The sequence below is a fragment of the Ensifer sp. genome, from assembly GCF_035999185.1.
Classification (GTDB): Bacteria; Pseudomonadota; Alphaproteobacteria; order Rhizobiales; family Rhizobiaceae; genus Ensifer.
The window spans coordinates 1-22,528 of the sequence record NZ_DASYHB010000019.1 but is presented as its reverse complement, the minus strand read 5'-3'; the positions used below and the strand labels follow the sequence as shown (position 1 = coordinate 22,528).

20 protein-coding genes and 1 pseudogene are annotated in these 22,528 nt (G+C 62.4%); 13 read left to right on the top strand and 8 right to left on the bottom strand.

The features are described 5' to 3' along the window. Positions 1 to 192 precede the first annotated feature (192 nt). The 3 genes from VGO04_RS01605 to VGO04_RS01595 all read right to left on the bottom strand — a co-directional run bounded on the left by VGO04_RS01605 (position 193) and on the right by VGO04_RS01595 (position 1,667). The gene (locus VGO04_RS01605) at positions 193 to 357 is read right to left on the bottom strand and encodes a hypothetical protein (RefSeq protein ID WP_327494208.1); all 165 of its coding nucleotides are present in this window, start codon (positions 355 to 357) and stop codon (positions 193 to 195) included. Between the two features lie 188 nt (positions 358 to 545). Further along, positions 546 to 977 (bottom strand): phosphotransferase, encoded by a 432-nt coding sequence (locus tag VGO04_RS01600; protein WP_327494207.1) that lies wholly within the window; start codon positions 975 to 977, stop codon positions 546 to 548. 36 nt (positions 978 to 1,013) lie between these two features. Then, positions 1,014 to 1,667 (bottom strand): glutathione S-transferase family protein, encoded by a 654-nt coding sequence (locus VGO04_RS01595; protein ID WP_327494206.1) that lies wholly within the window; start codon positions 1,665 to 1,667, stop codon positions 1,014 to 1,016. A 294-nt stretch (positions 1,668 to 1,961) separates the two neighbouring features. On the opposite strand from VGO04_RS01595, the gene VGO04_RS01590 reads away from it, so the two are divergent. Both VGO04_RS01590 and greA read left to right on the top strand, forming a co-directional pair. Next, positions 1,962 to 3,245 (top strand): phenylacetate--CoA ligase family protein, encoded by a 1,284-nt coding sequence (locus VGO04_RS01590; RefSeq protein ID WP_327494205.1) that lies wholly within the window; start codon positions 1,962 to 1,964, stop codon positions 3,243 to 3,245. A 240-nt stretch (positions 3,246 to 3,485) separates the two neighbouring features. Beyond that, complete coding sequence (gene greA / locus VGO04_RS01585; protein WP_327494204.1) at positions 3,486 to 3,968, top strand: transcription elongation factor GreA; 483 nt, start codon at positions 3,486 to 3,488, stop codon at positions 3,966 to 3,968. A gap of 213 nt (positions 3,969 to 4,181) precedes the next feature. Here greA and VGO04_RS01580 read toward each other — a convergent pair whose 3' ends face one another. Further along, positions 4,182 to 4,370 (bottom strand): hypothetical protein, encoded by a 189-nt coding sequence (locus tag VGO04_RS01580; protein ID WP_327494203.1) that lies wholly within the window; start codon positions 4,368 to 4,370, stop codon positions 4,182 to 4,184. A 33-nt stretch (positions 4,371 to 4,403) separates the two neighbouring features. Here VGO04_RS01580 and VGO04_RS01575 point away from each other — a divergent pair. Both VGO04_RS01575 and VGO04_RS01570 read left to right on the top strand, forming a co-directional pair. Further along, a pseudogene (locus tag VGO04_RS01575) lies at positions 4,404 to 4,562 on the top strand (DUF2280 domain-containing protein); the annotation flags it as partial. Between the two features lie 224 nt (positions 4,563 to 4,786). Further along, entirely contained in the window at positions 4,787 to 5,812 is a 1,026-nt protein-coding gene (locus VGO04_RS01570) for a DUF3095 family protein (RefSeq protein WP_327494202.1), read from the top strand. 88 nt (positions 5,813 to 5,900) lie between these two features. Here VGO04_RS01570 and VGO04_RS01565 read toward each other — a convergent pair whose 3' ends face one another. Beyond that, positions 5,901 to 6,431, bottom strand: coding sequence for a dihydrofolate reductase family protein (locus tag VGO04_RS01565; RefSeq protein ID WP_327494201.1), 531 nt, complete (start codon positions 6,429 to 6,431; stop codon positions 5,901 to 5,903). 72 nt (positions 6,432 to 6,503) lie between these two features. After that, positions 6,504 to 6,989: a MarR family transcriptional regulator gene (locus tag VGO04_RS01560; protein ID WP_327494200.1), complete on the bottom strand. Its 486-nt coding sequence runs from the start codon at positions 6,987 to 6,989 to the stop codon at positions 6,504 to 6,506. 152 nt (positions 6,990 to 7,141) lie between these two features. Between VGO04_RS01560 and VGO04_RS01555 the strand changes: the two genes are divergently transcribed. Then, positions 7,142 to 7,537 carry an Ohr family peroxiredoxin gene (locus VGO04_RS01555; protein ID WP_327494199.1) on the top strand — a complete coding sequence of 132 codons (396 nt, stop codon included), beginning with the start codon at positions 7,142 to 7,144 and terminating at the stop codon, positions 7,535 to 7,537. Positions 7,538 to 7,646: 109 nt separating this feature from the next. Here VGO04_RS01555 and VGO04_RS01550 read toward each other — a convergent pair whose 3' ends face one another. Both VGO04_RS01550 and VGO04_RS01545 read right to left on the bottom strand, forming a co-directional pair. Next, the gene (locus VGO04_RS01550; protein WP_327494198.1) at positions 7,647 to 9,533 is read right to left on the bottom strand and encodes a caspase family protein; all 1,887 of its coding nucleotides are present in this window, start codon (positions 9,531 to 9,533) and stop codon (positions 7,647 to 7,649) included. Beyond that, complete coding sequence (locus VGO04_RS01545; RefSeq protein ID WP_327494197.1) at positions 9,533 to 10,147, bottom strand: hypothetical protein; 615 nt, start codon at positions 10,145 to 10,147, stop codon at positions 9,533 to 9,535. The genes VGO04_RS01550 and VGO04_RS01545 overlap by 1 nt, the downstream gene beginning before the upstream one ends. 425 nt (positions 10,148 to 10,572) lie before the next feature. Between VGO04_RS01545 and dapA the strand changes: the two genes are divergently transcribed. The 8 genes from dapA (at position 10,573) to VGO04_RS01505 (ending at position 22,492) form a co-directional block, all read left to right on the top strand. Beyond that, positions 10,573 to 11,487, top strand: coding sequence for a 4-hydroxy-tetrahydrodipicolinate synthase (dapA, locus tag VGO04_RS01540; RefSeq protein WP_327494196.1), 915 nt, complete (start codon positions 10,573 to 10,575; stop codon positions 11,485 to 11,487). Positions 11,488 to 11,689: 202 nt separating this feature from the next. Further along, entirely contained in the window at positions 11,690 to 12,145 is a 456-nt protein-coding gene (locus VGO04_RS01535) for a (2Fe-2S)-binding protein (RefSeq protein ID WP_327494195.1), read from the top strand. Positions 12,146 to 12,149: 4 nt separating this feature from the next. After that, positions 12,150 to 14,303, top strand: coding sequence for a xanthine dehydrogenase family protein molybdopterin-binding subunit (locus VGO04_RS01530; protein ID WP_327494194.1), 2,154 nt, complete (start codon positions 12,150 to 12,152; stop codon positions 14,301 to 14,303). A 2-nt stretch (positions 14,304 to 14,305) separates the two neighbouring features. Continuing rightward, a complete protein-coding gene (locus VGO04_RS01525) occupies positions 14,306 to 14,947 on the top strand; it encodes an Isoquinoline 1-oxidoreductase subunit (protein WP_327494193.1) in 642 nt (213 codons plus the stop codon). Positions 14,948 to 15,395: 448 nt separating this feature from the next. After that, a complete protein-coding gene (locus VGO04_RS01520) occupies positions 15,396 to 16,907 on the top strand; it encodes a DUF1254 domain-containing protein (RefSeq protein ID WP_414650499.1) in 1,512 nt (503 codons plus the stop codon). Positions 16,908 to 17,089: 182 nt separating this feature from the next. Continuing rightward, positions 17,090 to 18,673, top strand: coding sequence for a DUF1254 domain-containing protein (locus VGO04_RS01515; protein ID WP_327494192.1), 1,584 nt, complete (start codon positions 17,090 to 17,092; stop codon positions 18,671 to 18,673). Between the two features lie 286 nt (positions 18,674 to 18,959). Continuing rightward, on the top strand, positions 18,960 to 20,288 hold the full coding sequence (locus VGO04_RS01510) for a DUF1254 domain-containing protein (protein WP_414650498.1): 1,329 nt from the start codon (positions 18,960 to 18,962) through the stop codon (positions 20,286 to 20,288). A 158-nt stretch (positions 20,289 to 20,446) separates the two neighbouring features. Then, positions 20,447 to 22,492, top strand: coding sequence for an alkyl/aryl-sulfatase (locus VGO04_RS01505; RefSeq protein WP_327494190.1), 2,046 nt, complete (start codon positions 20,447 to 20,449; stop codon positions 22,490 to 22,492). Positions 22,493 to 22,528: the final 36 nt, after the last annotated feature.

Here is a 22,528-nt window from a genome sequence, read left to right as displayed (position 1 = left end):
TAGGACGGCCAGCGTAATCTCGCGGCAGCAACGTGACGTCAATCGGTCGCCCGACCCCGTTCTCAAGATAACGGCAGTCGCGTCCTGGACGCCTTTTGGCAGACCTGGGACATATAGTCCAATCCCAACTTATCATAAAATGGTAGCGGCCGCTTTGCGCCAAAAGGAGACTCTCGCGCAAAGTCGGATAAATCACCGCGAACGCCGTTCGAGCGGACGGACGGTCTCGCAGCCCGATATCAGGGCCTCGATCATGGCCTGGTTTTCCGCGCTTTGCGTCTGTGCAAAATGCCAGGCGGCGGTGCTCAGATCGAGCACGAGAGGGCCACGACCGAAATCGTCGAAATCGAAGAACACGGCCTTGCCGCTCCGAAAGCGGGCATTTCCCGTCTAGGGATCGCCGTGGCAGAGGCCATGGGGCAGGGCCCGCAGATCAAAGCGACGGAGTGATGGAAGGTAGGCATGGGCGATGATGTCCGTGACCGCCTTGCTGTCGGGCACGCTGGCGAGTGCCGACAGGGCGTCCTCGACAATGGCGATGGGGTCTAGACTGCGGACCTCGCCATCGACGCGGGCCGGCATGGCATTTTGCAGATGGGCGTCGACGCTCCGAAGCGCTGCATGTGGGCAGCGTTGAATTCGATCTCTTCGCCATCGGCACTCTCGAACAGGCAGGCGTAGCGCCTTTCCCCATCGAAGGACACGTCGACGATATGGCAGCCGTCAGCCGTTGCGACCGGTCGGCTGACATCAACATGCGCGGTTTCGCCAAACTGCGTCAGAAGGCTTGCTTCTGCCGCGATTTGCGCAAGCGGGCGGCCAGAGGGGCGATAGAGGCGCAGGTAAAACGTGTCTCCACCTTGCCGAAGCCGGTAGGTCCGGTTGACGCCGCCCGTCACCAGATCGATGTCGGTAAAACCACGGGCGTATCGCGAGGAGAGCCAATCTCTGTCCCAATCTCTGTCGATGCCGGTCACGACGGGTCGCTCACCTTTCGCCGGGGATGCTCACGCCTAGCGCTCCCAGCCGGGCGAAAACGGGAAACGCTCGGCCCAGATGGCGGCGAGCCGCGGGTCGCCGTCGACGCGACGCATGGTTTCGCCAAGCGCCGGGGCAACCTCATAGAAGCGGCGGCGACCGGGGGACCAGCGCGATGCCGTGGCGACATAGAGATCGAGAACGGACAGGTCCTCGCCGAGGAGGTATTTTCCCGGACGCAACTGTGCACCCATCTGCGCCCAGCAGGTCGCGATGCGGTCGAACACGCGGGTCTTCACGTCGGCCTGGACGGCCTCGTCTTCGGCGATGCGGGCGGGGTTGTCGGTGATCCAATAGAGCGCGTAGATGGCCGAGGATACGAAATTCATCCATCTGAGGAACGCCGGTCGCCTGGCGTCGGTCACGGCCGGTGCGAGCCGCGCGTCGGGGTAGGCGTCGGCGAGCCAGATCAGGATCGCGGCACTTTCCGTCATCAGTTCGCCGGTCGGTAGTGCCAGCGCCGGGACCTGGCGCAAGGGATTGATCCGGGCAAGTCGGTCTGCCTCCTCCTGTCCCTCCCATGGGGCGAAATCCTCGAGGCGATAGGGCACGTCGATGAGGCTGAGGGCCGCCTCGATCGGCACGGACCCGGAGCCGGATGCTCCAAAGACGACAAATGGTTCGGCCAATACGTTCTCCTCCTGGCGACGCAATCCTCAGCGACCTGTCTCTTCAGGACCAAAGGCAAATCACTTTTCCCGTCGCCGTCGCATAGATCCCCGCTTTCGCGTTACAATCAAGGTCTTGAGGTGTGATGGAGAGCTTCGTCACAAATACCGGTTGCGGCGCGCCGGCGCCAGAAGCAGGCAAACGCAAGGGCCAATCCGATGTCGCCAGCCGCATCTCCAACGCTCGACCGCGATCTTCTGCTGAAAGCTGCGCGGGAGCGTCTCTTGCGTGCAGAGTGGTCGAGGGAGCGCCTGTTGGCCTTTCAACAGGGCGCGTTGCAGGCAGCCTTGCGCCACGCCGTCAGTTCGTCAGCCTTCTATTGCGAGACCATCGGCGACCTCATGGCGCGGGACGCGCCGCTCGACGCATTCCCGGTTTTGACCAAGCGGGCTCTGATGGAGAATTTCGACCGGATCGTCACCGATCGAAGGCTTAACCGGCATCTGGTGGAGGGGCATCTGAGCGGCGAGGGTGCCGGCTCCCTTCTCCTTGGCGAATACAGAACCGTGGCGACCGGAGGTACGACCGGAGAGCGCGGGGTTGCCGTTTACGATCGTGCCGCGTGGCTTGCGGCAATTGCCAACATGGCGCGCTTCCAGGCGATCGTCGGGATCGACGAGACGACGCGCAGCATCGCCATCTTCGCATCGTCGCCGCTGCATATCTCCTACCATGTCGGCGCCGAGCTTCGTCAGATCCGGCAGCCGGCACCGCCCTTCAACGTGCTGATGCCGCTGGAAGAGATCGTGGAGGGCCTCAACCTCAGCCAGCCCGAGGTGATTTCGACCTATCCGTCCTTCGTGCGGGTGCTGGCGGGGGAGCAGAAGGAGGGCCGGCTGAGGATCAAGCCGCGGCTGTTTCGCACCAGCGCCGAAACGCTGACCGAGGCGGTGCGCGAGCTTGCGGCCGAGACCTGGCAGGCGGCGATCGCCGACAGCTATGTGTGCACCGAAGCAGGGCCCATGGGCCACGAGTGCATTTTCGGCGACGGCCTGCATCTGGCCGAAGACAGCTTTTTCTTCGAGGTGGTGGACGAAAACGATCGCCCTGTGCCTGATGGCGTCGAGGGCGCCAAGCTCCTGGTGACGACGCTCACCAATCGCGTGCTGCCGCTGGTGCGCTACGAGGTCTCCGACATCGTGGCGATGGCGACCGAACCATGCCCGTGCGGCCTGCCGTTCTGGCGGATTGGATCGATCGCCGGGCGCAGGGAAGAGACGCTGGTGTTGCCGCAGCAAGGGGGCGGCACCGTGCGGGTACACGCCCACCGGCTGCGCTCGCCGCTGACCGGCATGGCGGGGGTGCGGCAGTTCCAGTTCGTGCAGTTGCCCGACGGGCTGGAGGTTGTCATTGCCGTGTTTGAAGGCGTGGACGCTGGCGCGGTCACGGTGGATGTCGAAGAGGCCGTGCGCGCAGCACTCGATGGTGTCGGTGCCGAACCGGCCGAGCTGCGGGTGAGGGTGGTGGACGAGATCGAACGCTCTGGCGCAGGCGCCAAGCAGAAGCTGGTGGCGGCAGCGCCCGCTAGGCAGCCTTGACGGGCGTCGCGCGGTGCGGGCTTGAACGCTTCCGGCTTTGCAAGCGGGCGCGAAAACTCTGGATCCGCACCGACGGTGGAACATGCCGGGTGGTCAGCCGGGGCGGAAAAAAGCTATGGTATTGGCTCGAGCCTGCCTGCGACCGGCTGACCTTGTCACCCCCGCGCAGCGTTGCCCCAGTCAACGGCTGCCGCGTCGTCGCAGCCCACGCGCTTTGCCGCCGATACGGAGTTTTTGAGATTGAGCGTTGCCTTCACCAAGGAAGAAAGTGCCGAAACCGCGGCGGAAACCCTGCTGCCCGACCGGCCGGTTTCGCCGCATCCGAACCTGGTGACCGAAGCGGGCCTGAAGGCGCTGGAGGCGCAGATGGAGGAGGCGCGAGCGGCCTATGAGGCGGCAGCGGCGATCGAGGACGTCAACGAGAAGCGCCGGCAGCAGGCCGGCCCCTTGCGCGACGCGCGCTATCTTTCCGAGCGCATCCGGACGGCGCAACTGATGCCGCAGCCTGCGTCAACCGAAGTCGTTGCCTTCGGCAGCACGGTGACCTTCAGCCGCGACGACGGGCGGGTGCAGACATACCGGATCGTCGGCGAGGACGAGGCCGACCCCAAGGCGGGGTCGATCTCCTATGTCTCGCCGGTGGCGCGCACCCTCTCTGGCAAGGGCATCGGCGACGTGGTCACCGTCGGCGGCCAGGAGCTCGAGATTATCACCATCGCCTAAGTGCGACGCCAAACCGTCGACGCATTCGGCGCCCCGAAGTTCAGTAAGGCGATCGCCCGCCCGGTGTTCCGTGGACATGATGTCGAGGAGTTCGTCGGAGGGGGCAGACGCTAGGGGCAGATGCTGCTGGCGTACGCGCCATGGTCGATGCCGCCAACCAGAAACCTGAGATCGCAGATCGCGCGCATGCGGGACCTGCCAGCTCAGGGGCGCCTATTCTGCATCCAGATCAGATACTTCGCGGATTGCAGCCTGAGCCGCGACTTCGGCATTGCGTCTTGAACCCGAGACGGTTCCGGATTTTATGAGTTTCTTGCCGTCAAGCAGCAGCTTCCAATTCCACGTGTTCAGGCCACGTCCCTGGATTTGAAGTTTCAGTCTATCGGGATGGTACTTCGTCACGTGTTGCTCCTTCGACGGGACTTTGACAGACCAATGGCCAAAGCAAAACTCAACGATGAGGTCAAGACCTACATCGCACAGGCGCTGGTTTGCTTCGACAGCCCATCGGCCTTTTCAGCCTTCGTGCTCGATGTGAGCCGACGGCTGTTACAGAGCCGCGACCCGAACAGGAAGGCCGCTTCAGCGCTGGCCGGACGGCTATCCCTCAGCATAGCCAATCTTTGGTATAGCTATCTCCGGCATTTATTGTCGGATACGATTAAATAGCGCGATTGACATCGTGGATGTTTCGGTATTTATATCGCATCCGATTTAATGTGAGGTGCCCGGCCACCGGATGACCGCCACGCTTGAGAGCGTTTCGGCATCCGCTGGTGAGCCGCCCCGGCGGTCAGTCCGTCGACCGGAGAAAGCTGATGTACATTGAACCCCAGGGCGTGCAGGCCCACAGCGAATTTTCGCGCATGCTCGATCCCGGCATTTACGAGCCTTTGCCGGGCGACTGGCTGATCGGCATCACCGATATCGTCGATTCGACGCTGGCGATCCGGGCCGGGCGCTACGAGGACGTCAACTATACGGGCGCCTCGGCGATCGCGGCGATCGGCAACGCCTGGGGCAGCTTCGACTTTCCCTTCGTCTTTCGCGGTGATGGAGCTGCCTTCGCGCTGCCGCCGGAGGGCCGGGAGATGGCGGCTATGGCGCTCAGGCAGCTGGCGGTCTTTGTCAGGGATCGTTTCGATCTGGAGCTTCGGGTCGGCCTGCTGACGGTCGACGAAATCCGCGCGGGCGGGCAGGACGTGCGGATCGCGCGCTATGCCGCTTCCACGGAGGCGACCTATGCGATGTTTGCCGGTGGCGGGCTCAAATGGGCCGAGCAGCAGCTGAAGCAAGGGCGGTACCGGCTGGCGCCGGAAGCGGCCAAGGGCGAGCCTGATCTTGCGGGACTTGCCTGCGAATGGCGGCCGTTTCCGAGCCGACAGGGCCTGATCCTGTCGCTTCTGGTCGAGCCTGCTGATAATGCCGACCCCGAACGCTTCACTGCTTTGGCACGAGAGGTGATGGCAGTCTTTGACGAAGCGCCGCGCCAGTCGCATCCGCTGCCGAGCGAGATGGGAGTGCCGAAGGACCCGCGCGTGCATGTCGAGCCCGCTCGTTGGGCGGGCGTTGCCGCCAACTCGGATTTTCGCAAATACGACGACGGCCTGCGGCTGACGGTCGATTGCACCGTCGGGCAGATCGATCGGGTCGAATCAATCCTGGTTGCAGCGAAGGCGCGGGGCGAGGTCAATTTCGGTCTGCATCGGCAGTCGCACGCACTGATGACCTGCCTCGTGCCATCGGCCCGGCCGGATGCGCACCTGCATTTTCTAGACGGCATGGATGGCGGCTACGCGAGGGCAGCCGAAATGATGGAGCCGCGCAAGCGGCTGGCGCTCTGAGCGAGCTTCAATCGGGCAGCCAACGTTTTCGACGGGCTGCTGGCCTCGCCACTGACGTCAGAATTCGGCGGCAGATCGGCCCGCCGGATCAGGCGGGAACGTAGGTGAGCCGGATCACGCTCTCGTCGATCAATTCGTTGGCGACAAGGCGAAGCGGCGGCCGGGGGCCGGCGAAGAACGGCGTGCCGTGGCCAAGCACGACCGGGTGGAAGTAGAGCCGATACTCGTCGATCAGGCCAAGGTCGGTCAGCTCTTGGGCAAGCTTCGGTCCGGATACCGAGATGTCGCCGGCAAGCTCGCTCTTCAGCCTGCGGACCGCCGTCTCGAGGTCACCCGCAACCAGCGTGGCGTTGGGGCCGACCGATGTCAGTGAGCGTGACACCACCCACTTCGGCAGCTTCCGCCAGGCTTCGGCAAACTCCTGAAGCTCCGGCGTCCATTCGGGATGGTCTTCGTCGAAATAGCCCATGATTTCGTACATGCGGCGGCCGTAGAGGCTGCCGGCCAGGCCCTTGACGTGCTCTATCCAGTGGCGAAAGAGCACGGGGCCCGGTGCAAAGCGCTCGTGATCGACATAGCCGTCGAGCGACAGGTTCATGCCGAAGACGATCCTTGCCATGCTGAGAACCTCCACCTCTGGTTTACCGAGGATAGCAAAGGCGTCGATCGGGTGTAAGTGCGGCGGCGCCGGCTATTCCTTCGCCGATCCGGGACGCATGGAGGCAAGAAGGTTGTCGCGCAGGTCCGCCACCGACTGCTGCACCGCTCCGAAATCGTCGCCGAGCCCGGTCGCCTCGAGCAGTGCCGAGCCCGGTTCCGCGTCCACGAGCGCGCGGCCGGCCGGTGTCAGCGTGAGGCGCACCTGGCGTTCGTCCTGGGGATCGCGCCGGCGCTTGAGGTAACCGTCGGCCTCGAGCTTCTTCAGGATCGGCGTCAGGGTGTTGGATTCCAGGAAGAGCTTTTCGCCGAGCATGCCGACCGTCTGGTCGTCTTCCTCGGATAGCGCCACCAGCGTGACATACTGGGTATAGGTCAGGCCGAGCTTGTCGAGCAGGGGTTTATAGGCGCGGCCGAAAGCGAGGTTTGCCGAATAGATGGCGAAGCACAGGAAGTTTGAGAGCTTCTTTCCGTCCTTTGCCGGTGCTGCATCCTGGTCTTTCGTTGTCGTGGCGGGCATGAGGTCACCTTTTTTCCTTTTCCGTATCTGCACTTAATATAAATCGTATCCGATTAAATCGCAACAGTGTTGACGGCGCATTCGGATTTGCGTATATACATCGCATCCGAATAAATCGGATCCGATAAAAATTGAAACAGAGAGGAAATGACATGACCGCGAAGCTCGTATTCACTGGCAAGACCCACAACACCGGCGGCCGCAACGGCGGCACCAAGAGCAGCGACGGAACGCTTGAGCTCAAGCTGTCGCAGCCGCATCCGGCCGCAGAAAACCTTTTCGGCGCCGCCTGGTCGGCCTGTTACATCGGCGCGATCGAGCTTGCCGCGCAGCAGCGCAAGATCAAGCTGCCGGCGGGTCCGGAGGTCGAAACCGATATCAACCTCAACGTCGACGACGGCTCCTACTTCCTGAGCGCGCGCCTCAATGTCCGCCTTGACGGGCTCGATCGCGGCGTCGCCGAGGAGATCATCCACGCCGCCCACGAGATCTGCCCTTACTCCAAGGCCACGCGCGGCAACATCAACGTCGAGACCAATCTCGTCTGATTTCGCCTGAAAGCGCCTTAAGATCATCGGGATGCGCCGGCGCTGGGTCACCAGCCGCGGCGCATCGTGATACCCGTGGCGTGCGCCTAGCTCGGAGTACTAGCAGAAATTAGTTGAAGTTAAACCATGCCTCTCGGTCGGGCCGCAAAAGTGACACCAGCAACGCACCAACTCTTAACGAGGCGATTTTCAAAGCTGGATCGTCATCAATCTTACTTCTGATGTTCCTCCATTCGCCAACGAGGTCGGCGGTGCGCCATATAGAATGGCCAACCTGGTAGGAATAGTTAATGCCGTCCACAACGGGATCGCAGAAACTTCGATACGTAAAAGGAGTGAAAATATTCATGTGGACATGGTCGAATGTTCTTATCGCACGATCCACAAGATCTGGCATACCCATCTTGTGATAATGCAGGATGAGGGCGGGTAACAGACTTGTTGGTCGCGCCAACGTGTCGTCGATGTCCGCGTAGTTGCCGGAGATTTTAGCGTCTAGGAACGCCAAGGCTTGGTCGCCCGTTAAGCGACTCGCAGCTAGCTGCCCGCGACTGTCGCAGAGTGTTGAAAACAGATAACCCGAGGTTAGTTCGGCGGCCTCGGCGCAGTCCAGGGTGTCGCACCCAGCGACGAAAGCCACGTAAAACGGAGCTTGCTCATCGGAGACGGCGACCACAGATTGCGAATACTCGGCAAGGATCAATTCTACCAAATCGGCAGCGGCCGTTCTAGAAAGTAATGTCGGCTGTCCCAGCAGGGTTGCTGCTTGGGCGGCCGCGCCAATCCACCCGAACACGCTGAGGACGCGCAATGGTAGGAAGTAGAGATCGCTAAACCCTGAGCGCGGGGCTAATAGTGCATACTTATCTTGTCGAAGTTGACTTAGTAAGGCTTCGTTTGCCTCGTTGACACATCGAACGGTACGGCGGATCAGATCTTGAGAAACTTGATCAGCAACGTTCCCGCTCTCTATGAGCTTCATCAGAGAAGCAACACAGGCTGCATAAAGTTGCGCCTCGTCGTACAGATCTCCGTTTTGGCGAATACGCGGACCAAAGGTATTTGCCAGACCCTCCACAAAGGAGGACGCGATGGCGATCTCATTCGCGAAGTGATCGCATAATGGCTCCAAAACCTCAAAAAACCGGTCAGCATCGAAGCCACGCGCGAGCGAAATGTATAATCCCCAAATCTTATCAGCATTAGCCCTTATGTGATCGTTGGCTGCCTCGTTTGGCGTAAAGCTTGCCCACGCTTCGGCAATATGCGGCGCTCCTTGAGCAAATTTTGGGTTTTTCGCCAGCCGGGCCCTGCCGTAGAGGTTTATGCCCCAATACACAGGGGTTTGGTTCCCATGTCCAAGCGTCTCGGAAACGACTTTGCCTACCTCCACAAGGTCCAGAGTAGGTCGCGTCGTTTGAACGATGATATCGCCGCGAAGACAAGAGAGTAAGGCGGAGGTGCAGATGCCACCCCCATCGATTTCCCCGGCGTACTCGTCCGAACCTGAAGCTGCGAGAATAGACAGTGCTAGAGAACCGACCTTTCCGATTACGTTGGGATTCAGCAGCGTGCTGATGTCGTGCACGACGCCGCCAGATTGGCACGCGTCGATTATAATGTTTGTCTGAGCAACTTTTGCTTCGTTTAGCCACGCGAACAGCTGGGTCATAGAAAGCGATGTCATGGAAAGCTTGCTGACATCCGAATCCTTGGCGCATAAAAAGTATGCACCATCCTTCACGCCGCCATGCCCCGCAAAAAAGAATGTAAATTCGACCACGCGCCCGTCATTGAAGAGGATTGCAGAGACTTCATTTTGGATCTCAGCAAGCGATGGAGACCGAAGCAGGCGTGAACGAGCTTTGTCGTATTCTCCCCAGCCCTTGGTTACTAGGTGATCGAAAATAGCTGCTGCATCGCTCTCGGCGCCGTGCAACTGACTGAGGGGCTTGTAGTCATATTGATCGCACCCGACGGCGAGTAATATTCGCATCAACCTTCCTCATCATGGGGAAATTTGGAAAGACGCTCCGTTTCTCGTTCCAATGCTTTGGCGATCTTTTCTGCTTTAACCCTTTCAACTTCTTCGCGAAACTCTGGGCCTTGCGCTTCAAGTGAGGCTGTCATCGACTCGTAAGCTTCGGAGCCAAGATGGAACTCTGGCATACTGACGTTTCCGTCTTCGTCGACGCCGAATTCGATTTGGCGCAGCGCTGCAAGAAAAGCATGCGCCAACGATTCGTGCGCTTTGGCGTCAACAACGTTTCCCGACTTCGATGTCGACCGATTTACCGTCTCGTAAAGTGATCCCATTAGTTGTGAGAACATCGATTCGGCGATTCTTTGCCGAAAATCCGGTAGCACTGCCAAGTTATGTGAGACAATGTCTTCGAAGCGGGTAGAGAGCTCGAAAGAATGCACCTGCATTTCGCCGGCTTCGTCCCCACCGTTATCGGGTTTGGTTGACCATCTTCGTCCATGGCTAAAGCGCTGGGTATTGCGTTCCGGCATCATCCGGTTGCTGATTTTCTTAAACTCTATCTGCAGTTGTCGTGCCATGGCCTTGTCGAAATCCCGGGTGCGGGCGTCAAATAGAAATGGCGTCAATTGGTTATCTCCGCTTCATAGCTTCCATAAGTAGTCCCCAAAGCACCCTCCATGCAAGTTCATTGAGTTATTTTTGCAATTAGAAGATGCTTGGGCGCGTTGCACGCGTATGGGTGCTGCGGGCGCGCGGCTGCGTCCGCGCCGCCAGAAGTTTAGGCGTGCTTGGGTACAAGCCGAACCGTTCAAGCCCATTGTTGTTTGGAGCTGCCGTTCACGCCACCTTGACTCGTCACCCTAACTGTTCGACTTTCGCGCCATGACCTGCCGCCACCCCAAACTGACGACCTCGAAAAAAGCCCCGTTCCTGGGGCTTTCGGTCGTTGCGCGCAGAATCTAGCAAGCTCAAGGATCAGATCGACCCCGCCGGTTCGGACGGGGTTTTTGCTTGTGCTCCGTCTCCGGTTTCTTGAAGGAGATGGAATTTCATGGACAACACCGGATCGACGCGACCGCCAGCGCTTGGCGGCCTTTGGCTGCCGCTGATCACCCCGTTTCACGCCGGCGCGGTCGACGAGCGCTCGCTCAGACGCCTCGTGACCCACTATGCCCGCCAGCCGATCGACGGCTTCATTCTCGGGGCCACCACGGGCGAGGGCATGGCACTCGACGAAGAGGAATGCGAGCGGTTGGTTGCGATTACCAACGAGACGCTGGCTTTAACGGGCAGGCGCGTGCCCGTCTATTTCGGCCTGTCCGGCAGCGACACGGCAAAGACGGTGAAGGCGCTGCAGCGCACGGCGGCGTGGGATGTCGGCGGCTATCTGATTGCCTGCCCATACTACACGCGGCCGTCGCAGCGGGGCTTGCTTGCGCATTTCTCGGCACTTGCCGATGCCACCGACCGGCCGATCCTCATCTACAACATTCCCTACCGGACGGGCGTGAACCTTGGCAACGAGACCATGCTCAAGCTCGCCGAGCGCAGCAACATCGTCGGCGTCAAGGATTGTTCGGCCGATGCGACGCAATCCTTTGACCTTTTGCGCCAGAAGCCCGCGGACTTTGCCGTTTTGACCGGCGAAGACCCGCTGTTCTACACGGCGCTGACGCAAGGGGCCGAGGGTGGGATCACCGCATCCGCCCATGTGCGCACGGCCGCCTTTGCCGAAATCCGCAACCGTCTTCTCGCCGGCGACCAGCCGGGCGCGCTTGGCCGTTGGCAGCGTCTCGCCGACCTGCCGCGGCTGCTCTTTGCCGAGCCGAGCCCGGGGCCGGTCAAGCACTGGCTCTGGCGTCAGGGGCTGATCGACAGCCCGGAGATGCGGCTGCCGATGGTGCCGGTGAGCGACGAGCTGGCGGCACGGATCGACCGGGCGGTGGCCGAGGAGCAGGAGGTTTAGGGGCCCAATCACCCCGGCGCCATCACCCCGGCGCCAACGCGCCGGGGTGGGCTGCGACCGCCGCGGCGAGCGGCGGCGGCACCGGTCCGCCGCAGGCAAAAAGCGCGACCTCACGGAAATGTAATTTGGCCGACCGTCGCCCCCGTTGGTATTTTCGCGCCTTCGCATGTACAGGGGAGCGGCCCTGAGGGCCGATGGTCGCATGCCTTACAACCTCACGGTTAATGGAAAGAGCTATGCCGTCGATGTGGACGGCGATATCCCGCTGCTATGGGTCCTGCGCGACACCATAGGTCTCACGGGAACCAAGTTCGGCTGCGGCATCGCCATGTGCGGCGCCTGCACGGTGCATGTCGACGGGCTGCCGGTGCGCTCCTGCATCCTGCCGGTATCGGAGGCGGCGGAAAAACCGGTCACCACGATCGAGGCGATCGGCGAGACGCCCGAGGGCAAGAAGATTCAGGCAGCCTGGCTCGACATCGACGTCGTGCAATGCGGCTACTGTCAGTCCGGGCAGATCATGTCTGCCACAGCCCTTCTTGCCACAAACTCTTCACCAACGGACGCCGACATCGACGCGGTCATGGCCGGAAACATCTGTCGATGCGGAACCTATCCGCGCATCCGCGCAGCCATCAAACAGGCAGCAAGAGGGTGATCAGATGTCCATATTCGACAGGACTGCCGTCTCGCGCCGTGGCTTTCTGATCGGCGCATCGCTGACCGGAGCCGGCCTGGTGATCGGCTTCAGGCCGCAGCCGGCCGCAGCTCAAGCGGGGGCCCAGCCCTTCGCGCCCAACGCCTTCATCCGCATTCCGCCCGAGGGCAAGATTACCTTCGTGATGCCGGCCGTCGAAATGGGGCAGGGCATCTACACGGCGGTTGCCATGATGCTTGCCGAGGAACTGGAGGTCGGGCTCGACCAGGTGGTGCTCGAACATGCGCCCACCGATCCCAAGCAATATGCCAATCCGCTGCTCGGCGACCAGATCACCGGCGGCTCGCTGTCGGTGCGTGGCGTCTACGAGCAGATGCGCAAGGCGGGGGCTGCCGGGCGCATCATGCTCGTCGCTGCAGCGGCGCGCGACTGGGGTGTTTCACCCGACGCATGCAAGGCCGAGGCCGGACAGGTGGTCGAGACCGGCGGCAGCCGCAAGGCCGCCTATGGCAACCTCATTGCGGCGGCGGCATCCGAAGCCGTGCCGCAGGACGTGCCGCTGAAACCTGCCTCCAGCTACCGGGTGATCGGCAAGCCGGCGCGCCGGCTCGACAGCCCGGAAAAGGTCAACGGCACGGCAAAATTCGGCATCGACGCCCGTCCGGACGGCGTGTCCTATGCGGCGATCGCGATCTGTCCGCACTTCAACGGCAAGGTGCGCGCCGTCGACGAGGCGCCGGCGATGGCGGTCAAGGGCGTCAAGAAAGTCGTGCGCATCGAGGAGGCCGTCGCCGTGGTGGCGGACAATACCGGTGCTGCGCGAAAAGGGCTTGCGGCGCTTTCGATCGACTGGGATCCCGGTCCGAGCGGCTCGCTCGCGCAGGCCGAGCTTGAACGGCTGATGGACCAGGCGATCGACGGCAAGGCGCTGCCGCACGTCAACGAAGGCGATGTGACGAAAGCCGAGGCCGAACACGGGCCGGTGCACGAATTCGTCTACCGCATGCCGATCCTCACCCATTCGGCCATGGAGCCGATGAACTGCACGGTGCACGTGCGGGCAGACGGTTGCGATGTCTGGGTCGGAACGCAGATCATGAGCCGGGCGCGGCAGGCGGCCGCCGATGTCACCGGCCTGCCGCTCGAAAAGGTGGTGGTGCACAACCACCTGCTTGGCGGCGGCTTCGGCCGGCGGCTGGATGTCGACGGCATCACGCTGGCGACCAAGATCGCCAAACAGGTCGACGGCCCGGTGAAAGTGACCTGGAGCCGTGAGGAGGACATCCGCCACGACTGTTATCGCTACCTCAACTACAGCCGGGTGACGGCGACGCTCGGGGCAGACGGCTTGCCCGTCTCCTGGCGGCATCGGGTGATCGGCCCTTCGGTGATGGCGCGCTGGCTGCCGGCCTTTACCAAGGATGGCGTCGACCTCGACCAGATGGCGGGGGCTGAAACGCCCTACCAGATCCCCAACCGACAGACCGATTTTGCCCGCCACGAGGCGCCGGATGGCATGCTGACCGGCAACTGGCGCGGGGTGGGCGCGACGCGCAACATTCCGCCGGTCGAATGCGGCATCGACGAACTGGCAGGGATCGCCGGCGTCGATCCGCTCGAGTACCGACGGCGGCTGCTTGCCCACAAGCCGCGGCTGCTCGCCGCCCTCAATCTCGCCGCCGAAAAGGCCGGCTGGTCGACGGCGCTGCCGAAAGGCAAGGGCCGGGGCATAGCACTTGCGGAGGATTTCGGCAGCTTTGCCGCGATGATCGCCGAGGTCACGGTTGGTGAGGACGGCAAGTTCAAAACGGACCGGATCGTCTGCGCCGTCGACTGCGGCCAGGTGATCAACCCCGATACGGTGGAGGCGCAGATCCAGAGCGGCGTCGTCTACGGCCTGAGTGCGGCGCTTTACGGCCGCATCACCGTTGAAAACGGCGCGGTGGTGGAGGGCAATTTCGACGATGCGCCTGTTGTGCGCATCCATGAGACGCCGCCGATCGAGGTGCATATCGTGCCGAGCACCGAACCGCCCGGCGGCATTGGCGAAGTCGGCACGCCCGGCGTGGCGCCGTCGCTGGTCAATGCGATCGCTGCTGCGACCGGCAAGCGGCTGCGGACCTGGCCGATCGACCAGAGCGATCTAAGGAGGGTGTGACCGTGACCAAGCGAACACTTGCCCTCCCGCTTGCCGCACTTCTGGCCGCGGCAGGCATCATCGCCGGCCTGGAGCCGATCCGCGGCTTTGCCGAAACGTCCTCGGGCGGCGCCCTGAAGCCGCCCGCGGAATTTGCCTCCATAGCCGACTCGACGGCGCGCTCCAAGGCGATCTTTGCCGAGGCGAGCCGGGTGCTCACCCATCCGCGCTGCATCAACTGCCATCCGGCAACGCGCAGCCCGACGCAAGGGGAGGAGATGCACCCGCATGTGCCGCTGATGATCGCGGCCGAAAGCTCGATGGGGCCGGCCGGCCTTGCCTGCAGCACCTGCCACGGGCCTGAAAACCGGCCGATCGTCGGCAGCCGGCTGAAATCCATTCCCGGCAACGCCCATTGGCAGCTGGCGCCTGAAAGCATGGCCTGGCAGGGTTTGAGTGTTGCCGAAATCTGCGAACAGGTGAAGGACACGGAGCGCAACGGCAACCGCTCGCACGCGGACCTGATCAAGCACATGGGCGAGGATCATCTCGTCGGCTGGGCCTGGCATCCGGGCGAGGGCCGCAGCGCACCGCCCGGCTCGCAACCGGAATTGGCGGCGCTGATTTCCGCCTGGGTGGAGACGGGCGCTGCATGTCCGGACTGAGTGCGCTCATGTCTGGACTGAGTGTCGATATGCTGGCGTTGCCAGCGGCGCGCGCGCCGCCGGCAACCGCCGCGCGCGGATGTTTTGCGGCACTCCTTTGGCGATGGGTCGGCAGTACGCGCTCAACCCCTTTATTAGCAATCTTAACTGTTACGTACTTTACCTGACTGGGAGACACATGTTTCCATTCGGGGCGAACGCGCTTGAAAAGACATCAGCAAGGTTCCGCGACGGTCTGCCGTTGCGGCGAGAACCCAAGGGGTTCGACGAGGTGATCAACGGAAACACCGCGCGCCCGAAGGCGCGCCCAGCCGTGCTTTAGGGAGTGAGCATGACAAAGCAGTTCGGCAATCCCTTGGACGCAAGCGCGCCCGCACCAACGACCCGCCCACTCGAAGACGCAAAACCATCGGCAAGGACCGGCCCCCTGGAAATGTCACGGCGCGACATGATGAGGGGCAGCCTCGGCGCGGCATCGCTTGCCGCGATCGGCGCCGGCGCCGCCGTTCCCGCGGCGGTTACGGCCGCCTCGCTTGCGGCCTCGGCAACTTCCGCCGCCGCGCAGCAGGCGCTGGGGCCGGGCGCGCCGACGCTGCCTGTGACCGGCGTGCACATGCATCCGGGCTATGCGCGCACGATCGCGCAGATGGCCTATGTCTGGGGCTGGCCGATCGTCAACATGCTGAACCGCAAGGCCAAGATCACCCAGGCGCCGAGCCCGGGCCTGCTCGGCGGCATACTGCCGGCAGCACCCCGCGGCCAGGTGGGCATGCTGCATGATTTCATCGAGCCTTCGGAAACCTTCGTGACCTGCCCCAACCAGGATGTCGTCTACGGTCTCGGCTTCTTCGAGCTCGACGATGAGCCCGTGGTGGCGCAGGTGCCCGATTTCGGAGACCGCTTCTGGATTTATGCGTTCTATGATGCGCGCACCGACCAGTTCGGCGAGCTCGGCAAGCCCTATGGCAGCAAGCCGGGCTTCTACCTGCTCGTCGGCCCCGACTGGGACGGCCTGAAGCCCGCCGGGATCAACGAGATCATCCGCTCGCCGACGTCGCTTGCCAACGCCATCCCCCGCATATTCCAGGATGATACCGGCGACGACAACAAGGCTATCCAGCCATTGATCAACCAGGTCGTCTTCTATCCGCTCAAGGATTTCACCGGCGAGATGAAGACGATCGACTGGGCCATGCTGATCGATCTGCCGGCGCCGCCGGCCGATGACGGCGCGACCGAGGGCGAGACGAAGTGGGTGGTGCCGGAAAAATTCTTCGACCAGTTTGCCGACGCCATCGCGGCGGCCGATCCGCTGCCGGGGGAAGAGGCGCTCTATGCGCAGTTTCGCCTGCTGCTCGACGCGACGCAACGGGACGAGGAGCTCAGGCAGATGCTCGTCGATACCGCGATCGAGACCGAGGACAAGGTGATCGCACCCTTCTTCGACTGGCAGCGCAACGGGCTTCCGGCCGGCAACGGCTGGAACCGCTCGGTCAACAACGCGCAATGGGGGATCGACTATTTCAACCGCACGGGCACGGCCAAGTCGAACATGTTCGACAACCGCCCCACCGAGACGCAATATTTCTACACCGACTTCGACGGCGCGGGCGACCAGCTGACCGGCGTCAAGCTCTACGAGGTGACCTTTGCGCCGGGCGAGGACCCGCCGGTCAACGGCTTCTGGTCGCTGACCCTTTACAACGACAAGCACCTTTTCAACCCCAACGAATACAATCGCTACTCGATCGGCACCAAGACGAAGATACTGAAGCGCAATCCGGACGGGTCGCTGACGATCTATGTCGGCGCCGAGCGCCCGGGTGGCGAGAAAGACAGCAACTGGCTGCCGGCGCCGCACGGCATCTTCTCGCTCTACATCCGCGCCTACTGGGGCAAGGAGGGCATTCTCGACGGTACCTGGCAGCCGCCGAAGATCATGGTGGCGGCGGCGCAATAGGCGGGGCGTAACTGTTACGTACTTACCGGACAGTCATCCTTGTGATTGCTGTAGGCGAAACGCGGTCGGGCAGTCCCCTGCAATCGCCCGCCGGCGAGACGATGTTGCGCAATTCCGCAGCAGCCTGGGGATCCAAGACGCGGTGCCCTGAAGTGCCTCCAACTCAATTTGAGGGAATGACGATGGAAACAAGTTCAAGCCGTCATGTCGTTGAGACCCTTCGCGATCTGACCAAGAGCCCCAGCGGCGCCGCGTCGGTTGGCGTCGTTCACACGCGGGTGCTGCCCGCCGTCAGGGCGTTTGCGCTTCTCACGACGGCTCTTGCGGGCGTCGTCCTTGCACCCCCGACGTTCGCCCAGGAGGGTGCGGCCCCGCCGCTGGTCGAGCAGATCAACAACGGCAAATGGCTGGACAAGGCGGAAGCCGAGAGCCTCATCGACGAACTCTACTACCAGCGCGCCGTGCACGCCTACATGACCATGCTGCCGGCGCTCAACGTCATCGGCATGCGCGACGGCTCGGAAGCGGCCTTCGGCAAGGGCTACAACGTGCTGCCGATCTGGAAGGACCGCATGGATGCACGCGCCTGGGTGCCGACCCCCAACGCCGACGTGATCTATTCGATGAACTATCTGGACCTGAAGGAGACCGGGCCGCTCGTCATCGCCGCGCCGCCGAACGTGATCGGCATGTTCACCGACTTCTTCCAGCGCACCATTACCGACGTTGGCGCGATCGGGCCGGACGAGGCACGCGGCGGGCTCTATCTGCTATTGCCGCCGGGTTACGACGGAGAGGTGCCGAAGGGCTATTACACCTTCACATCCTCGACCTATAACGTCTTCCTGTTCTTCCGCACGGTCATGGGCAAGGGCGACAACGGGCCGGACCCGAAGCCTGCCGTCGCCAATGCAGAACGGACCCGGATCTATCCGCTCTCGGCGACCGAGAAGGACGCCAAGCCGATGGAGTTTCCGAACGGCTCGGGCAAGCGCATCAACATGATGTACCCGGTCGACAACAGCTACTGGACGAAACTGAAGGCATTCGTCGACTACGAGCCGGTGTCTGCCATTACGCCTGAGCTTCGCGGCGTGCTTGCGTCGATCGGCATCATCAAGGGTCAGCCGTTCGAGCCGAGCGCGAAACAGAAGGACCTTTTGAAGAAGGCGGTCGAGACGGCGCCGAGGATGATCATGGCGCTGCGCCAGACCGGCCGCTCCGACAAGCGCAATTTCTACTACACCGACCGGCAGTACGAAAACGTCTGGGCCGGCGCCACGGCCGAATGGTTCCAGGAGAGCTATCTCGATGTGAACCAGCGTGCCGGCTTCTTCCAGGTGGCCTATTCCTCGGCACCGGCCATGGCCATGCACACGCTCGATTCCGGCTCGAAATATCCGACCGCCGTTCGCGACGCCGACGGCGATTTCCTGGATGGCGGGAAAGCCTACAAGATGCACTTGCCTGCGAACCCGCCGGCCAAACTGTTCTGGGCGGTGACGGCCTACAACGTCACAGACGGGACGATGGTGGAAACGCCGCAACTGCTGCCGTCGATCAACGCCTTCAACAACGTCAAGGCAAACGGCGACGGCTCGGTGGATCTCTATTTCGGGGCGAGCAAGCCGGCCGAGGCCGCCGACAGCAACTGGATCCAGACGGCACCCAACCGCAATTTCATCGCGACATTGCGCCTCTATGGCACCGGAACCGAATTCTACGATCAGACATGGAAGCCGGATGATCTGGTCAAGGTGAAGTGACGCCGAGCGAAGCGAGCGGGCGCCGATCCGGGCGCCCCTTCGACATCAAGCGACAGATAGATGAGGATCGACGATGACGAAGACATTCGAAAGCCCGATTGAACTCTCCCGCCGCGACGTGATGAAGGGCGGTATCAGTGCCGCTTCGCTGGCTGCAGTCGGCGTGGGCGCGGCGGTTCCCGCAGCAACGCTGCTCGCCTCTGCCGGCCCTGTGCTGGCGCAGGATGCGCCGCCCGCCAAGCCGAAGGCCGCCGCCGAACTCGCGCTTCCGTCTGACGACGCCAAGATGCAGCCGGGATATGCCGTGAGCGTGGCGCGGCAGGCCTATCTCTGGGGCTGGCCGATGGTCAACATGATCAACCGGCGCACGGCGATCACCAAGGCGCCGCATGCCGGCAAGCTGAATGGCGTGCTGCCCGCAGCGCCGCTCAGCGAAGTCGGCATGCTCAGCGACTATATCGATCCGGCCCAGACGTTCATCGCCTGCCCGAACCAGGACGTGGTCTATGGCTTGGGCTTCTTCGATCTCGACAAGGAACCGGTCGTGGCGCAGGTGCCGGACTTCGGCGACCGCTTCTGGGTCTATGCGCTTTATGATGCGCGGACCGATCAGTTTGCCGATCTCGGCAAGCCCTATGGCAGCAAGCCCGGCTTCTACCTGCTTGTCGGACCGACCTGGAACAGGGACACGCCAGAGGGGATCACCGACATCTTCCGTTCGCCGACATCGCTTGCCAACGGCATTCCGCGCGTCTTCCAGGACGATACGGAAGAGGACAAGCGCGCGATCCAGGAGAAGATCGACCAGATCGTCTTTTACCCGCTCAGCAAATTCGACGGCAAGATGAAGACGGTGGACTGGAGCGCCGCACCGGATATTCCCGGGCCGAAGTCGGAGGGCAAGGCCGAGACGAAATGGGTGATCCCCGAAAAGTTCTTCGACCAGTTTCAGGAGGTTCTCGACACCGTATCGCCGCAGCCGGGCGAGGAGGCGATGTATGCCCAGTTCCGGCAGTTGATGGCGGCGGCGGCCAAGGACCCCGAGATCAAGAAGCGGATTACCGAAGAGGCTGTTGCGACCGAAAAGGACGTCATCCAGCTCTTCCATCGCTGGGAGCACAATGGCGTGCCGGCCGGCAACGGCTGGAACCGCTCGCTCAACAACGCCAAATGGGGCCTCGACTACTTCAACCGGACCGGCACGTCGAAATCCAACATGTTCGACAACAAGCCGAACGAGACCCAGTATTTCTATACGGACAACGACGCAGCGGGCGCTCAGCTCGAGGGGGCGAAGACCTACTCGATCACCTTTGCCGCCGGCGAGGAGCCTCCGGTCGAAGGCTTCTGGTCGCTGACGCTCTATACCGAAGAGCACTTCTTCCACCCGAACGACCTCAAGCGCTACTCGCTCGGCACCAAGAACAAGAGCCTGAAGCGCAATGCGGACGGCTCGCTGACGCTTTATGCCGGCGCCAAGAACCCTGGCGGCGACAAGGAAAGCAACTGGTTGCCGGCACCGGACGGCAAGTTCTCTCTCTACATTCGTGCCTATTGGGGCAAATCCGGCATCCTCGACGGCTCCTGGCAGCCGCCAAAGATTGCGCTGGCATAGGGTCTCAGGCAGGGCGGCCCTTCTTGCCGAAGGGCTGCCTCTCACAGCAACGTGAACCGGGATCACCCCGAAAGTAACCGTTACGTACTTCCTCGAAGCGCCGGCCACCCTACCGTTTGCCCTGTTTTCCTGAAAACCAGAAGTTGGAGACTGAGCATATGTCGGACAGCAGCGGTATCAGCAGGGCAGATTTTCTTCGTGGCGTGGCGTCGGCGGGTCTTGCCGTCACCTTCGTCGGCAAACCCGGGCAGGCGGGTGCACAGGATGCGCCGCCGGTGCCGCAGACCGGGGCCAAGGCAAAAGCGGCGACAGAGGCGACACTTCAGTACAATGCGATGTATCGCAACGGCCTGCCGTTCGACGATGTCCAGGACTTCGCGGATTCGCGCAAAGGCTTGCTTGCCGCATTGCCTGATCCCGTGATCATCAAGAACGCCGACGGCGTGCCGGTCTGGGACCTGAGCGTCTACCAGTTCCTCGGCTCGTCCGAAGCCGACGACGCGCCCGATACGGTCAACCCCAGCCTGTGGCGCATGGCCAAGCTCAACATGATCCACGGGCTCTTCGAGGTGGTGGCTGACGGCGTCTATCAGGCGCGCGGCTACGACCTGTCGGTCATGAGCATCCTTCGAACCGATACCGGCTATCTGGTGATCGATCCGCTCGTCAGCTCCGAGACCGCGGCAGCCGTCTGGAAGGAGCTGGTGATCCCCAAGCTCGGCGACAAGCCGATCGTCGCCGTGCTCTACACCCATAGCCACGTCGACCACTATGGCGGCGTGCGCGGCCTCGTGACCCAGGCCGATATCGACGCCGGCAAGGTGAAGATCATCGCGCCTGCCGACTTCACCGAGGCCGCAGTCGGCGAAAACATCATCGCCGGCAACGCCATGAGCCGGCGCGCCAGCTACATGTACGGCAACCTTCTGTCGCGTGGCCCGCAAGGCCAGGTCGACGGGGGCTTGGGCAAATCGACATCGTCTGGCGAGATCGGGCTTGCCCTTCCGACGGACTGGGCGACCGAGACCGGGCAGAAGATCGTGGTCGACGGCCTGGAGCTGCATGTGCTGATGGCGCCGAACTCGGAAGCGCCTTCGGAGTTCATGTTCTACATTCCGAAGTACAAGGCCTTCTGCGCCGCGGAAGACGCCTGCCACACGCTGCACAATCTCTACACGCTGCGCGGCGCCAAGGTGCGTGACGGTCTCTTGTGGTCGAAATACCTGCAGCAGGCGCTCGACATGTTCGGCGGCGAGATGGAGGTGCTGTTTGCCTCGCACCATTGGCCGACCTGGGGCAATGAGCGCGTCGTCAACCACATCAAGAAGCAGCGCGACCTGTTCCGCTATCTGCACGACCAAGTCATGCGCATGGCCAACAGCGGCATGACGCCGAAGGAAATCGGCGAGGTGATCCGTCTGCCGGACACATTGGCGACGACCTGGGCCTGCCGCAGCTATTACGGCACCGTCTACCACGACGCGGTGGCGCAATATAACCTGCGTCTCGGCTTCTTCGACGGCGTTCCGTCCAACCTGCACCAGCTTCCCCCGACGGAAGCAGGCCGACGTTACGTCGACTTCATGGGCGGCGCCGACAATGTGCTGAGGCAAGCCAAGGTCTCCTTCGACAAGGGCGACTATCGCTGGGTGGCCGAGGTGGTGAACCACGTGGTGTTTGCCGACGCCAACAACATCGCGGCCAAGCAGTTGCTTGCCGATACCTACGAGCAGCTCGGCTACCAGTCGGAATCCGGTCCCTGGCGCAACTTTTACCTGACGGGCGCGCGTGAACTGCGCGAGGGCGTCACCCAACTGCCGACGCCGAACACGGCAAGCCCCGACACGATCAAGGCCATGCCGCTCGAGATGTTCTTCGACTTCCTCGGCGTCAGGCTGAACGGAGACCGGGCCGCCGGCAAGACGATTGCCATCAACATGGAGCTGACGGACACCAAGGAGAAATACGCCGTCGGCGTCGAGAACTCGGCGATCCACTATTCCAAGGACAAGAGCGACCCGAACGCCGACGTCTCGATCGTCACCACGCGCGCCGATCTCAACGACGTCATGCTCGGGATCTCGACCATGGAGAAGCAGGTGGTGGAAGGAAAGGCGAAGCTGACGGGCGATCCGAAGAAGCTCTCGGAGTTTGTCGGCCTGCTCGACAACTTCGAGTTCTGGTTCAACATCGTGACCGCATGAACCTCCAGTCGTGCCCTTTGATCTCTCGGGATCAAA

Coding starts and splice junctions, on each gene's coding strand:
- VGO04_RS01570 (WP_327494202.1), top strand. CDS start 4,787: ATGTACATTGAACCCCAGGGCGTGCAGGCCCACAGCGAATTTTCGCGC.
- VGO04_RS01565 (WP_327494201.1), bottom strand. CDS start 6,431: ATGGCAAGGATCGTCTTCGGCATGAACCTGTCGCTCGACGGCTATGTC.
- VGO04_RS01560 (WP_327494200.1), bottom strand. CDS start 6,989: ATGCCCGCCACGACAACGAAAGACCAGGATGCAGCACCGGCAAAGGAC.
- VGO04_RS01555 (WP_327494199.1), top strand. CDS start 7,142: ATGACCGCGAAGCTCGTATTCACTGGCAAGACCCACAACACCGGCGGC.
- VGO04_RS01550 (WP_327494198.1), bottom strand. CDS start 9,533: ATGCGAATATTACTCGCCGTCGGGTGCGATCAATATGACTACAAGCCC.
- dapA (WP_327494196.1), top strand. CDS start 10,573: ATGGACAACACCGGATCGACGCGACCGCCAGCGCTTGGCGGCCTTTGG.
- VGO04_RS01535 (WP_327494195.1), top strand. CDS start 11,690: ATGCCTTACAACCTCACGGTTAATGGAAAGAGCTATGCCGTCGATGTG.
- VGO04_RS01530 (WP_327494194.1), top strand. CDS start 12,150: ATGTCCATATTCGACAGGACTGCCGTCTCGCGCCGTGGCTTTCTGATC.
- VGO04_RS01520 (WP_414650499.1), top strand. CDS start 15,396: ATGATGAGGGGCAGCCTCGGCGCGGCATCGCTTGCCGCGATCGGCGCC.
- VGO04_RS01515 (WP_327494192.1), top strand. CDS start 17,090: ATGGAAACAAGTTCAAGCCGTCATGTCGTTGAGACCCTTCGCGATCTG.
- VGO04_RS01510 (WP_414650498.1), top strand. CDS start 18,960: ATGCAGCCGGGATATGCCGTGAGCGTGGCGCGGCAGGCCTATCTCTGG.
- VGO04_RS01505 (WP_327494190.1), top strand. CDS start 20,447: ATGTCGGACAGCAGCGGTATCAGCAGGGCAGATTTTCTTCGTGGCGTG.